At 72.3% G+C, this 14,478-nt stretch carries 15 protein-coding genes and 2 tRNA genes; 11 read left to right on the top strand and 6 right to left on the bottom strand.

Annotated elements, in window-relative coordinates; all coding sequences use genetic code 11:
* Positions 1–165: 165 nt before the first annotated feature.
* The gene (locus tag ACIP5K_RS21210; RefSeq protein ID WP_401411604.1) at positions 166–612 is read left to right on the top strand and encodes a hypothetical protein; all 447 of its coding nucleotides are present in this window, start codon (positions 166–168) and stop codon (positions 610–612) included.
* 160 nt (positions 613–772) lie between these two features.
* The gene (locus tag ACIP5K_RS21215) at positions 773–973 is read left to right on the top strand and encodes a hypothetical protein (RefSeq protein WP_401411605.1); all 201 of its coding nucleotides are present in this window, start codon (positions 773–775) and stop codon (positions 971–973) included.
* Positions 974–991: 18 nt separating this feature from the next.
* Here the strand turns inward: ACIP5K_RS21215 and ACIP5K_RS21220 are convergent, their stop codons facing one another.
* Positions 992–1,555 carry a CGNR zinc finger domain-containing protein gene (locus tag ACIP5K_RS21220; RefSeq protein WP_401411607.1) on the bottom strand — a complete coding sequence of 188 codons (564 nt, stop codon included), beginning with the start codon at positions 1,553–1,555 and terminating at the stop codon, positions 992–994.
* 289 nt (positions 1,556–1,844) lie between these two features.
* The gene (locus tag ACIP5K_RS21225; RefSeq protein ID WP_004002642.1) at positions 1,845–2,258 is read right to left on the bottom strand and encodes an SsgA family sporulation/cell division regulator; all 414 of its coding nucleotides are present in this window, start codon (positions 2,256–2,258) and stop codon (positions 1,845–1,847) included.
* Between the two features lie 190 nt (positions 2,259–2,448).
* Here ACIP5K_RS21225 and ACIP5K_RS21230 point away from each other — a divergent pair, with 190 nt between their 5' ends.
* The 4 genes from ACIP5K_RS21230 (at position 2,449) to ACIP5K_RS21245 (ending at position 4,020) form a co-directional block, all read left to right on the top strand.
* A complete protein-coding gene (locus tag ACIP5K_RS21230; RefSeq protein ID WP_401411608.1) occupies positions 2,449–2,892 on the top strand; it encodes a TIGR02611 family protein in 444 nt (147 codons plus the stop codon).
* A gap of 74 nt (positions 2,893–2,966) precedes the next feature.
* Positions 2,967–3,038 (top strand) — tRNA-Val (locus ACIP5K_RS21235).
* Positions 3,039–3,460: 422 nt separating this feature from the next.
* Entirely contained in the window at positions 3,461–3,910 is a 450-nt protein-coding gene (locus tag ACIP5K_RS21240) for an SRPBCC family protein (protein ID WP_401411610.1), read from the top strand.
* A 38-nt stretch (positions 3,911–3,948) separates the two neighbouring features.
* A tRNA-Val gene (locus tag ACIP5K_RS21245) sits at positions 3,949–4,020 on the top strand.
* A 98-nt stretch (positions 4,021–4,118) separates the two neighbouring features.
* Here the strand turns inward: ACIP5K_RS21245 and ACIP5K_RS21250 are convergent.
* Positions 4,119–4,844, bottom strand: coding sequence for a 3'-5' exonuclease (locus ACIP5K_RS21250; protein WP_401411612.1), 726 nt, complete (start codon positions 4,842–4,844; stop codon positions 4,119–4,121).
* Positions 4,845–5,058: 214 nt separating this feature from the next.
* Here ACIP5K_RS21250 and ACIP5K_RS21255 point away from each other — a divergent pair, with 214 nt between their 5' ends.
* From ACIP5K_RS21255 to thrS, 3 genes are all read left to right on the top strand, one after another.
* Positions 5,059–5,625: a DUF4365 domain-containing protein gene (locus ACIP5K_RS21255; protein WP_401411614.1), complete on the top strand. Its 567-nt coding sequence runs from the start codon at positions 5,059–5,061 to the stop codon at positions 5,623–5,625.
* A 35-nt stretch (positions 5,626–5,660) separates the two neighbouring features.
* Positions 5,661–6,878 (top strand): hypothetical protein, encoded by a 1,218-nt coding sequence (locus ACIP5K_RS21260; RefSeq protein ID WP_401411616.1) that lies wholly within the window; start codon positions 5,661–5,663, stop codon positions 6,876–6,878.
* Positions 6,879–6,999: 121 nt separating this feature from the next.
* Positions 7,000–8,979, top strand: coding sequence for a threonine--tRNA ligase (thrS, locus tag ACIP5K_RS21265; RefSeq protein WP_401411619.1), 1,980 nt, complete (start codon positions 7,000–7,002; stop codon positions 8,977–8,979).
* A 3-nt stretch (positions 8,980–8,982) separates the two neighbouring features.
* Here the strand turns inward: thrS and ACIP5K_RS21270 are convergent, their stop codons facing one another.
* Positions 8,983–9,663 carry a potassium channel family protein gene (locus ACIP5K_RS21270; RefSeq protein ID WP_401411621.1) on the bottom strand — a complete coding sequence of 227 codons (681 nt, stop codon included), beginning with the start codon at positions 9,661–9,663 and terminating at the stop codon, positions 8,983–8,985.
* A gap of 67 nt (positions 9,664–9,730) precedes the next feature.
* On the opposite strand from ACIP5K_RS21270, the gene ACIP5K_RS21275 reads away from it, so the two are divergent.
* The gene (locus tag ACIP5K_RS21275; RefSeq protein ID WP_401411622.1) at positions 9,731–10,294 is read left to right on the top strand and encodes an HIT family protein; all 564 of its coding nucleotides are present in this window, start codon (positions 9,731–9,733) and stop codon (positions 10,292–10,294) included.
* Positions 10,295–10,351: 57 nt separating this feature from the next.
* Here ACIP5K_RS21275 and ACIP5K_RS21280 read toward each other — a convergent pair whose 3' ends face one another.
* Entirely contained in the window at positions 10,352–11,860 is a 1,509-nt protein-coding gene (locus ACIP5K_RS21280; protein WP_401411624.1) for a PLP-dependent aminotransferase family protein, read from the bottom strand.
* A gap of 109 nt (positions 11,861–11,969) precedes the next feature.
* Here ACIP5K_RS21280 and ACIP5K_RS21285 point away from each other — a divergent pair, with 109 nt between their 5' ends.
* Positions 11,970–12,668 (top strand): YitT family protein, encoded by a 699-nt coding sequence (locus tag ACIP5K_RS21285; RefSeq protein ID WP_401411626.1) that lies wholly within the window; start codon positions 11,970–11,972, stop codon positions 12,666–12,668.
* Here the strand turns inward: ACIP5K_RS21285 and ACIP5K_RS21290 are convergent.
* Complete coding sequence (locus tag ACIP5K_RS21290; RefSeq protein WP_401411627.1) at positions 12,613–14,355, bottom strand: hypothetical protein; 1,743 nt, start codon at positions 14,353–14,355, stop codon at positions 12,613–12,615. The two genes, ACIP5K_RS21285 and ACIP5K_RS21290, sit on opposite strands and share 56 nt — an antisense overlap.
* Positions 14,356–14,478: the final 123 nt, after the last annotated feature.

A 14,478-nucleotide genomic window follows, 5' to 3' on the forward strand; every position in this document is an offset into this window, starting at 1 on the left:
CCCAGGCCCGGCCGGCGGGGCCCAACCTGGACCTGGGGAGGAGAAGGGACCCGGAGATCTCCCTGAGGTCCGTCCGGGCCGTGGCCCCGGACGCCCGGGTCGGTGCAGGATGGAAGGGGCGAACCGCCCCCGCGTCGACCGAACGTTCGAGCCCAGGAGGACCGGATGATTGCCGAGACCGTCTGCTCCGCCGTGGCCGTGGCGGGCCTGGGCATCGCCGCGGTCACCGCGTACCGCAAGCGCTTCCTCTCCGCCGCCCGGCTCGCCGCCTACTCCCTGGTGCCGCTGGGCCTGGTGATGACCGGCGCGGTCCAGTGGGTGGTCGACACCGCGTTCAGCCCGACCGCGTGGGCCGGGTTCGGCGTCCTGGGCGCGGCCTGGCTCCTGTTCCTGGTGACCCGGGCGGTCGAGCGCCGCTCCGGTGGCACCCGCAAGGAGCGCAGGGCGGCGGCGAAGGCGGAGCGCCGGGCGGTCGCCCCGGAGGCGTCGGCCCCCTCGCTCGGCGCGGGCGCCGGTCCGGCGCCCGCCGCGCAGCCCCGGCCGAAGGCGCGCTCGGGCTCGGGTGACGACTTCAGCGACATCGAGGCGATCCTGAAGAAGCACGGCATCTGAGGCGTCCGCGCCGCGGCCGCTCCGGGTGAACGCGCGTACGACAAGGGCCGTGGATTCGTTCAGCTGATCGTATGCGTGGTCACAAGATCCGGCGAACTGCCCGCGGGTGCGCGCATCCTGGCCCCCGGGCGCCGTGCGCCTGGGTCATCATCGCGACGAGATGCTGGACACACCGCAGCTGGCCGAACAGCTGACCGCAGAGAAGGACCGGCAGGCCCCGCCGCCCGTCCCCGTGCCCCCGAACCCCGACAGCCGGCGCGGCTGTCTCTTCGCGCTCTCCCAGCCACCGCTGATGATCTTCCTCTCGGTGATCGGCTGCCTGCTCCTGCTCGCCGCGCTGCACGACCTGCTGCTGCTGTGAGGGCCGCCGCGCGCGGGCTCAGCCCGCGGCCTCCTTGCGGCGCGCCCGGTACGCGGCCACGTGCAGCCGGTTCCCGCAGGTGCGGCTGTCGCAGTAGCGGCGCGAGCGGTTGCGCGAGAGGTCGACGAACGCGTGCCGGCAGTCCGGCGCGTCACAGCGCCGCAACCGCTCCTGTTCCCCGGCGACCACGAAGAAGGCCAGAGCCATACCGCAGTCGGCCGCCAGGTGGTCCGCGACGGATGCACCGGGCGCGAAGTAGTGCACGTGCCAGTCGTAGCCGTCGTGGTCGGTCAGGCGCGGCGTGGTGCCGGCGGCCGCGATCAGTTCATTGATCACCTCGGCCGCGGCGCGCGAGTCGGGCGCGGCGAAGACCTCGGAGAACCGGTCGCGCACGGCGCGCACCGCGTGCAGGTCACGCTCCGCGACCGTCCCCACGTCGCTGATCTCGTTCTTTCGCACGAAGGCGTCGAGGTCGGGCACATCGGTGAGGAGATCGGCCGTGCCGGCGGCCTCGTCCGGCGCGGTGTTCACCAGACCCACCACGGTGTCGAGCGCGCACCGGGTGTCGTGGGTGATCAGCACGATTCGCTCCCTGGCCTGGGGGTCGGGCCTGCGCCCGCCGATGCTGGCCGAGCCTAGCGCCTGAGCCTGTCGCCAGGGCCCCGGAGCGCGACTGTGCCGCCGGTGTGGGAGCTCCCACACCGGCGGCACGGCCGTCTGCCCTATGCGGTTGTCGTGCGGTCGTGCAGTCGTGCGGGGTGGTGCTGTCCTGCTGTGCTTGATCCCGTGCCGTCTCCCCGAGTGGACGGCACGGGGCGCCCTCGCACTGCCTGACGCCGACTGGATGCCGACGCGGGGGGCCTCCTCGCGGCTAGCTCTCCGCGAGGATGTGCGACAGCTCCTGGTCGAGATCGAAGTGGCGGTGCTCCGTGCCGGGTGGCACGGCGGCGTCCGTCCGCTTCAGGAAGGACTCGAGGGCCCGCGCGGGGGCTTCGAGCAGGGCCTCGCCCTCGGGGGAGCTCAGGGCGATGCAGACAACGCCCTGACCGTGGCTGCGGGACGGCCAGACTCGGACGTCTCCGGTGCCGGTCGGCCGGTGAAGGCCTTCGGCGAGGAGATCGCGGGCGAAAACCCACTCGACCGTCTCCTCGGCTCCGGTATGGAAGGTGGCGTGCACGGCATACGGATCGGCCGTGTCATACCGCAGTCCTGCGGGTACAGGCAGTGAGGACTCGCTCGACACAACGAGGCGCAGGTGCAGCTCGCAGCTGACCGTGGTGTTCATAAGCGCCAGGGCCTTTCGCTCAGTGTGCGCTCGGGGATTCGCACGTCGGCGAAATCGACATGCCACCTACGGTGCCGTTGTAAACCCCTCTGAGGGTTTTGAACGTCTTTAGGTCGCTCGTACGGCGGAGTCTTTCTTGTCCGGGAACGGCCATTCCGGTGACGGGAATCAATCCGGTAGGTTTGGCGGTATGAATACGGGGAGTGACGAGGCGGGCGGCGCGACCGCGGCGGTCGACGGGGACGGGTCCGAGCCGGCGGAGAAGCCGCTGGGCTCGCGGGCGCCGGAGTTCGTCCAGGCGCGCCGGGCGCTGCATCTGAGCTGGCAGGTCGGCGTCTTCGTGGTGGGGCTCGCGGTGGTCGGCGCGGGCATCGTCATGCTGCCGCTGCCGGGACCCGGCTGGCTGGTGATCTTCGGGGGCATGGCGATCTGGGCGACCGAGTTCGTCTGGGCGCAGCTCGTGCTGCGCTGGACGAAGCGCAAGGTCACGGAGGCCACGCAGAAGGCGCTCGATCCGCGGGTGCGCCGGCGGAACATCATCCTGACCACGATCGGCCTGGTGATCGTCGCCGTGCTCGTGGGGGTCTACGTGTGGAAGTTCGGGCTGGAGATGCCGTGGAACATCAAGGAGTGATCCGGCCCTGACCGGGGGGCGCCGCGGGGTGGTCTCGGACCCCCCTGACATGGGGTAATGTTCTTCCTGCGCCCGGGCGATTAGCTCAGTGGGAGAGCGCTTCGTTCACACCGAAGAGGTCACTGGTTCGAACCCAGTATCGCCCACCCGGAACCGAGGGCCCCGGAGACATCACGTCTCCGGGGCCCTCGGCGTTATTACGCCCGAAGGCCGGAGCAAGCCCGAATTCACCGAATACGAGGCTTTCCGGATGAACGTTCCGGCGCGGGCCTATGGTGGCGATCCGAAGCGGGTATTCCGGAATTCGACCGCCTTCCCCGCCGGTCCGCCTCAAGTCCCGTGCGCACACCGGAATCTGATCGGGAAGAACTTCCGGAACGGCCGGCTGACGCGGGATCAGGAGTCCGGTCACGACCGGGACCGGGACCGGACGGGCGTACGCCGACGGGACGACGCGCCCGGGCCTTCCGGTACTACGGCGGTGTCCTGCGCGGGTACGAGCCGGGCCGTCGCCAGGAACCCCGTCCTCCTCGGGGACAGAACGGCCCGATCCCGGCAGACTCGCCTCATGGACTGGAACCGTTACCGCTTCCGCAGTGTGTGGCTGCTGCCCGCGCCGCCCGCCGCCGTGTTCGCGGTCCTGGAGAAGGCGGACGAGTATCCGCGGTGGTGGCCGCAGGTGCGGTCCGTGACGCCGCTCGACGACACCGGTGGCGTCGCCGTCTTCCGGTCCTTCCTGCCGTACGAGCTGACGGTCGTGGCCCGCGAGCGCCGCCACGACCCGGCCGGCGGGGTCCTGGAGATCGCGCTGAGCGGAGACCTCGACGGGTGGGCGCGGTGGACGCTGCGGGCCCGCCCCTTCGGCGGTACGCGCGCGGTCTACGAGCAGGAGGTGGAGGTACGGCGGCCCCTGATGCGGCGCTTCGCCGTACCGGGGCGGCCCGTCTTCCTCGCCAACCACGCGTGGATGATGCGCGGCGGCCGGCGCGGCCTGACCGCCCTCCTGCGACCGGTTTGAACACAGGGCGCCACGACCTGTATTGTTCAACGCGTCCCGGGCGATTAGCTCAGTGGGAGAGCGCTTCGTTCACACCGAAGAGGTCACTGGTTCGAACCCAGTATCGCCCACCCGGAGAATGACCGGTCCGCCGATTCGGCGGACCGGTTTTTTGCTGTCCGCGGGCATGGCTGTGCCAGGGACCCGGTCGGCGGAACGGGACGAGAGGTCAGGCCGCGGCCGGCAGCTCCGGCCGCAGCGGCCACGCGGGGTCCACCGCCTCCGGGGTGCCGGAGCGGGCGAACCAGGCCTGGAGGCCCCGGGCCTGGGCCGCGTGCCACACCGCCTGGAGGGTGTGGAGTTCGGCGGGCGAGAGGCGTTCGAGGCGGGTCGCGAACCGGCGGCCCAGCACGCGGACGACGTCGAGCGCCGCCTGTGCGTCGGCGGCGGCGTCGTGCGCCTCCGCCAGCTCTATCTCGTAGTGCGCGCACAGATCCGTCAGCGTGCGGCGGCCCTTGCGGTAGCGGTCCAGGTGCTTGTCCAGGACCCGCGGGTCGAGCACGCAGAGCGGACGGTTCTCCAGGTACCGGGCGAGGGACGAGGCGCGGTGGCGCTTCAACTCCCGGTCCAGCAGCGTCAGATCGAACGGCGCGTTCATCACGACGAGCGGCCGTCCGGCCGCCGCCTGCTCGGCGAGGGCGCGGCCCATCTCCTCCATCACCGGCGCCGGCCAGCGCCCGTTGCGTTGCAGGTGCTCGTCGGTCAGGCCGTGTATCTCCGTCGCGCCGGACGGCACCGGCACCCCCGGATTGACCAGCCACCGCGACACCCGCGGACGCGAACCCGCGACGTCCTGCACCACGAGCGCCGCCGACACGATGCGGTCGCTCTCCACGTCCACACCCGTGGTCTCCGTGTCGAAGGCCGCCAAGGGACCTTCGTACCAGCACGTCATGTGCCATCAACTCCTTCTTCACCCACGGCAGATGACGTCGAGCCGACGTATGGTCCCCTGCCCGATCCGGTGATACCCGGGCCGTTTGCGTCGTACGCCGAGCGGTGACAACACAGATACGAGTCATGGCAGTTCAGCGGGGTCCCCTTGACCCGGGCTTGATCAGAATCCGGATTCCCGCGGGGATCCACCCTCCCGAAAGGCCAGTTGGACCATGGCGCTCGCGCAGCCCGAACAGGGCGGGCTGCTGCCCGAGCGGTTCGCACCGTCGCGCGGCACACTCGCCACCACCGCCTGCATGGAGACGCTCCAGGTGGGCTACCTGCACGCCGTGGCGGCGGCCGCCGGATGCTCGCTCTCGCAGCCCTTTCCCGACAACGGCATCGACTGGCACGTCAGCCACAGCGCCCCCGGGCACACGGTCGACGACGAAGTCACCATCAAGGTGCAGCTCAAAGCGACGTACCAGGTCGCCCCTGACCCACCGGGCCCGTTCTTCTCCTTCACGCTCGACAACCCCCATCTGGAGAAGCTCGCCCGGACACCGGTCTCGGTGCACAAGATCCTCGTCGTGATGCTGGTGCCGCGCTCCCGGGACGACTGGCTGCGCGCCGGTCACGACCGGCTCGATCTGCGGCACTGCTGTTACTGGACCGACCTCGCCGGACATCCGGTCACCGGCAGGCGCAGGACCACCGTCCGCATCCCGACCGCGCGGATCTTCGACGACCGCGCACTGTGCGGGATCATGACCCGGATCGGGACGGGCGGGCGGCCCTGACCGGGCGACCGCGCCCGGTACGAAGGGAGTTCGAGATGCAGCACCGCCCGATCGACGACCCCGCACGCCCGTTCGCCGCGGCCCGCGCCCACCCCGTGGAGCCGGTCGGGCCCGAGCCCGCGCGGGTCGACCCCGCCGTGCTCGGCGCGCTGCTCGCCCGGCACGGCTGGCAGCGGCGCGGCGGCGGCGCCGGGCGCTACACCCGCTGGACGCTGCCCGGCCCCGGCGGGCGCAGCAGTCTGCTCGTGCCGGAGAGCCGCGCCTTCCCCGACGCCGACGACCTGCTCGGCGAGGCGCTGGTCGCCCTGGAGCGCAGCGGCACGCCGGCCGCCCGCGAGGTACTGATCTCGCTCGCCGTGCCGAGCGACGAGATCCGCTGGTGGCGCGATGCGCCCGCCGGGCCCGCGGGCGCCTCCGCCTGGGGCGTCGAGGAGGAGCTGCGCTGCGCCGCCCGGCGGATGCTGCTGGCCGGGGCGCTCGCCGCGCGCGGCCGGGCCGGGTACCACGGGGCGCGGCACCGCGGGGCCGCCGCCGCGGCCCTGGAACAGGTGCTCGTCCAGCCGGCGCCCGGCGGCCGCCGCCTCACCGCGTTCCTCCCCGTGGCCGGCGGGCGCGCTCTCGCCGTGCGGCTGCACCAGGCGCTGTACGCGGTCCGCGAGGCGATCGACTACCGCCGGGCGACGGGCGGCATGGACGCCTTCGACGCCGCCGTCGGGGCCGGGGTGAGCCACGAGCTGACCGAGGCGCTGGTCGCGCTGGTGCGGGGCACGCAGGGCGCCCGGATCGGCGTCGCGTGGGCGCCCGCCGCCGGGGTGCCCGCGGAGTGCACGGACGGCGACGCCCCCGTCGAGTTCTCGCCCGGCGACCTGGACGTGCTGCGGGCGGCGGGCGCCCGCTACCTGCACGCCGAGCCCTCCGTCCCCGTCCGCGTCACCGGCACCGTGGTCCGCCTGGCCCGGCGCGGGCCGCGCGGCGAGGGCACGGTGCGGCTGCGCGTCCTCGCGGGCGCCGAGGTGCCGCACGTACGGCTGACCCTGGACGAGGAGGCGTACCGGATAGCGGGCCACGCCCATCTGGTGGGCCTGCCGATCCGGGTGCACGGCCGTCTGGAGAGCCGCGGCGGCTTCCGCCGGCTGACCGGCGCGAGCGACGTCGTCCCCGTGCAGGTCGAGGAGGCCGAGCGGGACCGCCTGATGAAGTCGCTCCAGGAGAATCTGGACTTCTTCGAGGAGGCCTGCGCGGGGGACGACTAGGGCGGCCCCGCGGGGGCCGCCGCTCAAACCGTTTCGCGAGTGGTCCGGGTGACTCGGTACGATCGCCCTTGCCCGCGTCACAGGTTTTGGCGTGGCGTTCCCTTTCAGTCAGGAGAGACCGGTGTCAGAAGTCCGTGTGATCATCCAACGCGATTCCGAGCGGGACGAGCGCGTGGTGACCACGGGCACGACGGCCGCCGAGCTCTTCGCCGGTGAGCGGGGGATCGTCGCCGCCCGGGTGGCCGGAGAGCTGAAGGACCTCGCGTACGTGCTGGCCGACGGCGAGACCGTCGAGCCGGTCGAGATCGCGTCCGAGGACGGGCTCGCCATCCTGCGCCACTCGACCGCGCACGTCATGGCGCAGGCCGTCCAGGAGCTGTTCCCGGACGCCAAGCTGGGCATCGGCCCGCCCATCAAGGACGGCTTCTACTACGACTTCGACGTCAAGGAGCCGTTCACCCCCGAGGACCTCAAGCGCATCGAGAAGAAGATGCAGGAGATCCAGAAGCGGGGCCAGAAGTTCTCCCGGCGCCTCACCACCGACGACGACGCGCGCGTCGAGCTGGCCGACGAGCCCTACAAGCTGGAACTCATCGGCCTCAAGGGCAACGCGGCGCAGGCCGCCGACGGCGCCGACGCCGAGGTGGGCGGCGGCGAGCTGACCATCTACGACAACCTCGACGCCAAGACCGGCGAGCTGTGCTGGAAGGACCTCTGCCGCGGCCCGCACCTGCCGTCGACCCGGGCCATCCCGGCGTTCAAGCTGATGCGCTCGGCCGCCGCCTACTGGCGCGGCAGCGAGAAGAACCCGCAGCTCCAGCGCATCTACGGCACCGCCTGGCCGACCAAGGACGAGCTGAAGGGCTACCTCGACTTCCTCGCCGAGGCCGAGAAGCGCGACCACCGCAAGCTCGGCGCCGAGCTGGACCTGTTCTCCTTCCCGGAGGAGCTGGGCCCGGGTCTCGCGGTCTTCCACCCCAAGGGCGGGGTGATCCGCAAGGTCATGGAGGACTACTCGCGGCGCCGCCACGAGGTCTCCGGCTACGAGTTCGTGAACACGCCGCACATCTCCAAGGAAGGCCTCTTCCACACCTCGGGCCACCTGCCGCACTACGCGGAGGGCATGTTCCCGGCGATCGAGTTCGACGAGCAGAACTACCGCCTCAAGGCGATGAACTGCCCGATGCACAACCTGATCTTCAAGTCCCGGGGCCGTTCCTACCGTGAACTGCCGCTGCGGCTCTTCGAGTTCGGCACCGTGTACCGCTACGAGAAGTCGGGCGTCGTGCACGGCCTGACCCGCTCGCGCGGCTTCACCCAGGACGACTCGCACATCTACTGCACCAAGGAGCAGATGGGCGAGGAGCTCGACAAGCTGCTCACCTTCGTGCTGGACCTGCTGCGCGACTACGGCCTGACCGAGTTCGAGCTGGAGCTGTCCACCCGCGACGACTCCGACAAGTTCATCGGCTCGGACGAGGACTGGGCGGAGGCCACCGAGGCGCTGCGCGAGGCCGCCGAGAAGCAGGGCCTCCCGCTGGTCGCCGACCCGGGCGGCGCCGCGTACTACGGCCCGAAGATCTCGGTGCAGGTCAAGGACGCCATCGGCCGCTCCTGGCAGATGTCGACCCTCCAGGTGGACTTCAACCAGCCCAAGCGGTTCGGCCTGGAGTACACCGCGGCGGACGGCTCGCGCCAGCAGCCCGTCATGCTGCACCGCGCCCTGTTCGGTTCGATCGAGCGGTTCTTCGGCGTGCTCCTGGAGCACTACGCGGGCGCGTTCCCGGCGTGGCTCGCCCCGGTCCAGGCCGTCGGCATCCCGATCGGCGACGGGCACGTGGAGTACCTCCACGCGTTCGCCGAGAAGGCCCGTGCCCAGGGGCTGCGCGTCGAGGTCGACGCCTCGTCGGACCGGATGCAGAAGAAGATCCGCAACCAGCAGAAGGCCAAGGTGCCCTTCATGGTCATCGCGGGCGACGAGGACATGAGCGCCGGCTCGGTGTCCTTCCGCTACCGCGACGGCTCGCAGGAGAACGGCATCCCGGTCGACGAGGCCATCGCGAAGATCGTGAAGGTCGTCGAGGAGCGGGCGCAGGTCTGACGCTCAGTCGGCGGGGCCGGAGGCCCCCGGGGAGTTCCCCGGGGGCCTCTCGCCCTCCCGGGCGAAGACCTGGAGCAGCCACGACGAGAACGTGCCGGTGACCGCGCCCAGCAACGCCAGGCCGCAGGCCATCACGCCCACCGCGATGAGCCGGCCGAGCGCGGTCACCGGGGCCAGGTCGCCGTAGCCCACGGTCGACAGCGTGGTGCACGTGAACCACACCGCGTCGCCGTAGCTGACGATGTCGGCGCCCGCGGCGGCGTGCTCCTGCTGGTACAGGGCGAGCGAGCCCGCGAAGCCGAGCAGGGTCACCGAGACACCCGCGTACGTGATCACCCGCGCGTGCAGTGCGAGCCGCGGCCCGTCGTGGTGCGCCTGCACTCTCTCGTACGCCTGTACGATCCGCACCGGCCGCAGCAGGGGCAGCACCAGCACCACCGTGTCCAGCCAGTGCGTGCGCACGAAGCGCCGCCAGCGCTCTCCGCTGAGCCGGTGGCGCACCGCGTAGTCGAGGGCGAAGACGGCCCAGGACGCGAAGGTCACCGCCAGGCACAGATCGCGCACCGCCGCGGGCAGGCCGTGGCCCAGGACCAGGATCGCGTAGCTCGTGAGGTACAGCAGGGAGGCCGCGGCGAGCACGCCGCCGTTGTACCGCTCCCAGCGGGCGAGGGGGCTGTCCGTCATCCGCACAGCATCGCGCGCACCCGCCCCGTATCCCACCCGGCGACACGCTGTCCCGAGGTCACGCCATATGCTGCACTTCATGACGAGTGAGCCGGAGCAGCAGGTCGGTCCAGTGGGTGAGCCGGACGGATTCGGGCGTCTGTGGACCCCGCACCGCATCGCCTACATCCAGGGCGAGGGCAAACCGACGGGCCCCGGTGCCGACGACGGCTGTCCCTTCTGCGCCGCTCCCGGCAAGACCGACGAGGACGCGCTGATCGTGGCGCGCGGCGAGCACGTCTTCGCGATCCTCAACCTGTACCCGTACAACGGCGGCCACATGATGGTGCTGCCCTACCGGCACGTCGCCGACTACACCGACCTCGACGCCGCGGAGACCGCCGAGCTGGCCGTCCTCACCAAGCACGCGATGAGCGCGCTGCGGGCCGCGTCCGGCGCCCACGGGTTCAACATCGGCATGAACCAGGGCGCGGTCGCCGGCGCCGGCATCGCCGCCCATCTGCACCAGCACATCGTCCCGCGCTGGGGCGGCGACACGAACTTCATGCCGGTCGTCGGCCACACCAAGGTGCTGCCGCAGATGCTCGCCGACACCCGCACCGCCCTCGCCAAGGCGTGGCCCACCACCTGAGCCGCCCCGTACGGGACGCCGGATCCGGGTCGGCCCGGATCCACCGGCTCCCGTGCCCTACGCGATCCAGCGCGGCCGGTGCGCCGGCCCGCCCGTCCCCGGCTCCTCGGCCAGCGCGCGGGCCAGCCGCTGCACCGCCTCGGAGAGCGTGTCCGGCGGCAGGGTGAACGGGATGCGCAGCCGGTTCTCGAACAGGCCCGGATCCGTACCGAAACAGCCGCCGCCCTCGATCCGCACCCCGTGCGCCAGCGCCCGCTCGGCCAGCGCCGAGGAGACCGGCGCGCCCAGGTCCACCCAGAGGGACAGGCCGCCCGGCGGGGTCCGCCAGGACCACTCCGGGGTGTGCCGGCGCAGCGCCGCGACGAGGGCGGCGCGCCGCTCGCGCAGCCGGTCGAGATGGCCGGCCAGCAGATCGTCCGGCCGGGTCAGCAGGGCGAGCGCCAGCAGCTGGTCCACGACGGAGCCGCCCATGTCGGTCGCCACCCGCTGCGCCGCCAGCTCCGTCACCAGCCGGGCCGGGGCGCGCAGCCAGCCGATGCGCAGGCCCGCCCAGTGCGTCTTGCTCAGGGAGCCGGTCGTGACGACCTTGCCCGTCGCCTCGGCCGAGCCGTGCGCCGCGAACGGCGCCGGGGCCGGCACGTCGAGCGCCAGGTCCGTCAGCGTCTCGTCGACGATCAGCCAGGTCCCGGAGCGGTGCGCCGCCGCCAGCACCCGGGCCCGCTGGGCGGACGGCATCACCCGGCCCGTGGGGTTGTGGAAGTCCGGGACCAGATAGCCGAGGTGCGGCACGGAGTGGCGCAGCGTCGACTCGACGATCTCGACGTCCCAGCCGCCGCCGTCGTCGGACGGGGCGTCCGTCACCGGGACCGACACCGTGCGCAGCCCGTGCCGGCGCAGCGCCTCCAGCGCGTTCGGGTAGGACGGGTTCTCGACCATGACCCGGTCGCCCGTCCTGGCCAGCAGCGCCAGGACGAGCGAGAGCGCGTGCTGGGCGCCCGAGGTGACCAGGATCTGGTCGGGTGTCGTGGCGAGGCCGCGCGCCGTGAACCGGTCGGCGAGGACCGCCCGCAGCTCGGGCAGCCCGTACGGGTGGTAGCCCGGGGTGCCCGCGTGCTCGGCCGCCCGCGGGGCGATCTCGGCGAGGGTGTCGGCGAGCAGCCGGCCGGGGAGCGCGGCGGCGGCCCGCGCCAGGTCGATCGCGCTGTCCTGCGGGCGCAGCAGCCTGCTGACGCCCTTCGCGGCGCGGCCCGGGGGCAGCGCCGTCCAGGTGCCGGAGCCCTGGCGGCTGTGCGCGTACCCGTTCTCGCGCAGCAGGTCGTACAGGGCGGTGACCGTGGTGCGGCTGGTGCCCAGCGCGGCCGCCAGCTCCCGCTCGGCGGGCAGCCGCGCGTGCAGGGCGAGCCGGCCGTCGAGGATCAACTCGCTGATGGCGTGGGCCAGATGACGGTACGCGGGCCGGGCCCGCGCCGGATCGGGCAGCAGCGCGGCGAGCCGGCGGGCCCCGACGGTGCGCGGGGTCCGGGCGCCGGAACCGGCGGCCTCGGCGTACTCGGCGGCACTGACCACACCATTCTCCCGTGATTGGCCCTGCGGAACGGTCCAATCAATCTACAGAGTGGCGGTATTGGCCCGGTCGCTGCCCCGCCGCGGCCCACCCCCGTCCTCCGGAGTCCCGATGTCCCTGTCCTGCCTGCCGCTGCGCGATCGGCCCGCCCGCCGGCTGCCGCAGCTCCTCGCCGGCCTGTTCCTGTACGGGTGCAGCGTCGCGCTCCTGATCCGCTCGCAGCTCGGCCTCGCCCCGTGGAGCGTCCTCACCGCAGGACTCGCCCGCCACCTCCCGCTCAGCTTCGGCACGCTCACCAACCTGATCGGCGCGGCCGTCCTGCTGCTGTGGATCCCGCTGCGCCAGCGGCCCACCCTGGGCACCTTCGCGAACATCCTCACGGTCGGCTGGTCCTGCGACCTGGGGCTGGGGCTGCTGCCCGGCGGCCTCCCGCCGGCGGCCCGCGCCGGCCTGCTCGCGGCCGGCATCCTCCTCAACGGGTTCTCGATCGCCGTCTACGTCGGGGCCCGCTGCGGACCCGGCCCCCGCGACGGCCTGATGACCGGCCTCACCGCCGCGACGGGCCGCAGCGTGCGCTCCGTCCGCACCGCCCTCGAACTCGCCGTCCTCGCCGCCGGCTGGCTGCTCGGCGGGGGAGTGGGCCCCGGCACCGTGCTGTACGCGGTGGCGGTGGGGCCGGTGGCGCAGTACTGGATGCCCCGGTTCACCCACCGCGACGGGCCCGGCCCGGCTCCCGGCCGCGCCGCCGCCGTCCCTACGCGTCGTACACGTCGGCCTTGCGCGGAGCCGGGTCCTGGACCAGGCCGCTGAGGAAGCCGGAGCGGTTCCCGAACTTCTCGGTGTCCACGCCGTGCTCCTCCAGGACCTTGATGGCCGCCGAGTGGACCACGCGCAGCACCGGGGTCGCCGTGCGCAGCGCGTCGTCCGCCATGAAGCGGTGCCGCCACGGCTGGTCCGCCCACGCGTGCCGCAGCCCGAACGGCTCGGGCAGGACCAGCTTGCCGCCCAGGTGGTCCAGGAGCGGGGGATACCAGGAGAAGGGGGCGCGGACCGCGATGCGGACCGCGTCGTCGGCCTCGATCAGCGGGAGCGACTTGTCCGTGGTCTCCCAGAACCGTATCGACTTGGCGACCGTCTTCGTCTTCGCGTCGGGCTTCGACGTGAACAGGGAGTGCACCGGCCCCAGCGCGTGCCCGGTCACCTCGATGCGCAGCGTCTCGTGCAGCACCGTCACCGTGATCAGCATGGTGATCACCAACTGGCCGTCCCACAGCGTGAACTGGACGCCCAGGTAGTGCCGGTCGCCGCTGCCGAACTGCTGCTCGTTGCAGATCCGCTGTATCTCGTGCTGCTTGATCTGGAACGCGTCGACGTCCTCGCCCGTGGGGCGGGCCACCGCCTTCGCGTTCTCCCCGATCGGGGTGACGATCCAGTGCTTGATCGACGGGGTCGGGAAGCCGCCCGTGTGCAGCGGGCCCCGCTCCAGCATCCGCAGCTGGTCGTGGATCACCCGGATGACGTCCCAGCTGCGGAACGGGTGGATCTCCTTGCCCGCCTCGCGCGGGACCAGGTCCTCGGCGAGCTGCCAGCTGCCCCAGCGGGTGCCCATGCCCAGGATGCCCTTGGGACCGGCGTAGAACACCGTGTTCGACTGCTGCTCCGCCGTCAGCTTCGCCAGGCTCTGGCGCAGCTGCTCGGCCGCGGTCTCGCCGGGGCTGCCGGGCACCGCCTCCGGGATCTTCGCGCCGATGCCGCCGCCCGACAGCAGCGCGTCCCAGCGGTCCCGCAGGTCCTTCGCGGTGTCCTCGCAGACCCGCCGGGCCCAGACGGCGCCGATCACCGGGGCGACGAAGCACGCCCGCAGATACCAGGCCAGGACACCGCCGAAGGGCAGCTTGATCAGCAGGATCACCAGGCCCACGGCGAGCACGGCCGTGATCGTCGTCGCCACCGCCGCCCGGCCGTGCGCCCCGCGCTCGTGCTTCTTCGCCTCGCGGACCGCCTTGGCGCCCTTGGCCTCCGCGACCTCCTTCTCGGCCTGCGCCACCGCCGCCTGACTGCGCTGGCGCACCTGGAACGCCACCAGCCACAGCAGGAAGCCCGGCAGGAACAGGAAACCGAAGACCACGGTGATGAGGGTGAGCAGCTGATCGCGCCTGCGCCGGATGTTGTTCGCCGCGAGACAGTGCTCCACCACGACCTGGGGCTCGGTCCCGAACGACTGGATGAGCGGCTTGCGGCCGCCGCCCAGCATCCGCAGCTGCACCGCCCGCGAGAACGCCTCGCCGAGATTGGGCGCGAACAGCGACGACTTGCCGCTCTTCATCTCCGACTTGTGCCAGTCGTTGTTGGCATCCTCGATCTTGGCCGCCGGGTCGTCGCGGTACGCGGCCGAGGCGATGGCGAACGTCGCCGCGGTCTGTCCTGCGGAACCCTGCAACGGGACCTGGGCCCCGGGCCTGAAATCGAACGCGTCGTCCGCCACTGCCGCCCCCATCGCCGCATGCCGTCGCTGCTGCGGCTCTTCCCGACTTCCCTGCCCCGCACACCTGTTGATCGGTTCATCGGCTTGATGATGTTGATCGTCGACCAGCGTAACGGCCCCCGCCGACATCCGTCC

It is taken from the genome of Streptomyces sp. NPDC088785 (genome assembly GCF_044750685.1).
Lineage (GTDB): Bacteria > Actinomycetota > Actinomycetes > Streptomycetales > Streptomycetaceae > Streptomyces.

Excerpts from the sequence above, each read along its gene's own strand:
- ACIP5K_RS21210 (WP_401411604.1), top strand. The coding sequence starts at position 166 with ATGATTGCCGAGACCGTCTGCTCCGCCGTGGCCGTGGCGGGCCTGGGC.
- ACIP5K_RS21215 (WP_401411605.1), top strand. The coding sequence starts at position 773 with ATGCTGGACACACCGCAGCTGGCCGAACAGCTGACCGCAGAGAAGGAC.
- ACIP5K_RS21225 (WP_004002642.1), bottom strand. The coding sequence starts at position 2,258 with ATGAACACCACGGTCAGCTGCGAGCTGCACCTGCGCCTCGTTGTGTCG.
- ACIP5K_RS21230 (WP_401411608.1), top strand. The coding sequence starts at position 2,449 with ATGAATACGGGGAGTGACGAGGCGGGCGGCGCGACCGCGGCGGTCGAC.
- ACIP5K_RS21240 (WP_401411610.1), top strand. The coding sequence starts at position 3,461 with ATGGACTGGAACCGTTACCGCTTCCGCAGTGTGTGGCTGCTGCCCGCG.
- ACIP5K_RS21250 (WP_401411612.1), bottom strand. The coding sequence starts at position 4,844 with ATGACGTGCTGGTACGAAGGTCCCTTGGCGGCCTTCGACACGGAGACC.
- ACIP5K_RS21255 (WP_401411614.1), top strand. The coding sequence starts at position 5,059 with ATGGCGCTCGCGCAGCCCGAACAGGGCGGGCTGCTGCCCGAGCGGTTC.
- ACIP5K_RS21260 (WP_401411616.1), top strand. The coding sequence starts at position 5,661 with ATGCAGCACCGCCCGATCGACGACCCCGCACGCCCGTTCGCCGCGGCC.
- ACIP5K_RS21270 (WP_401411621.1), bottom strand. The coding sequence starts at position 9,663 with ATGACGGACAGCCCCCTCGCCCGCTGGGAGCGGTACAACGGCGGCGTG.
- ACIP5K_RS21275 (WP_401411622.1), top strand. The coding sequence starts at position 9,731 with ATGCTGCACTTCATGACGAGTGAGCCGGAGCAGCAGGTCGGTCCAGTG.
- ACIP5K_RS21285 (WP_401411626.1), top strand. The coding sequence starts at position 11,970 with ATGTCCCTGTCCTGCCTGCCGCTGCGCGATCGGCCCGCCCGCCGGCTG.
- ACIP5K_RS21290 (WP_401411627.1), bottom strand. The coding sequence starts at position 14,355 with ATGGGGGCGGCAGTGGCGGACGACGCGTTCGATTTCAGGCCCGGGGCC.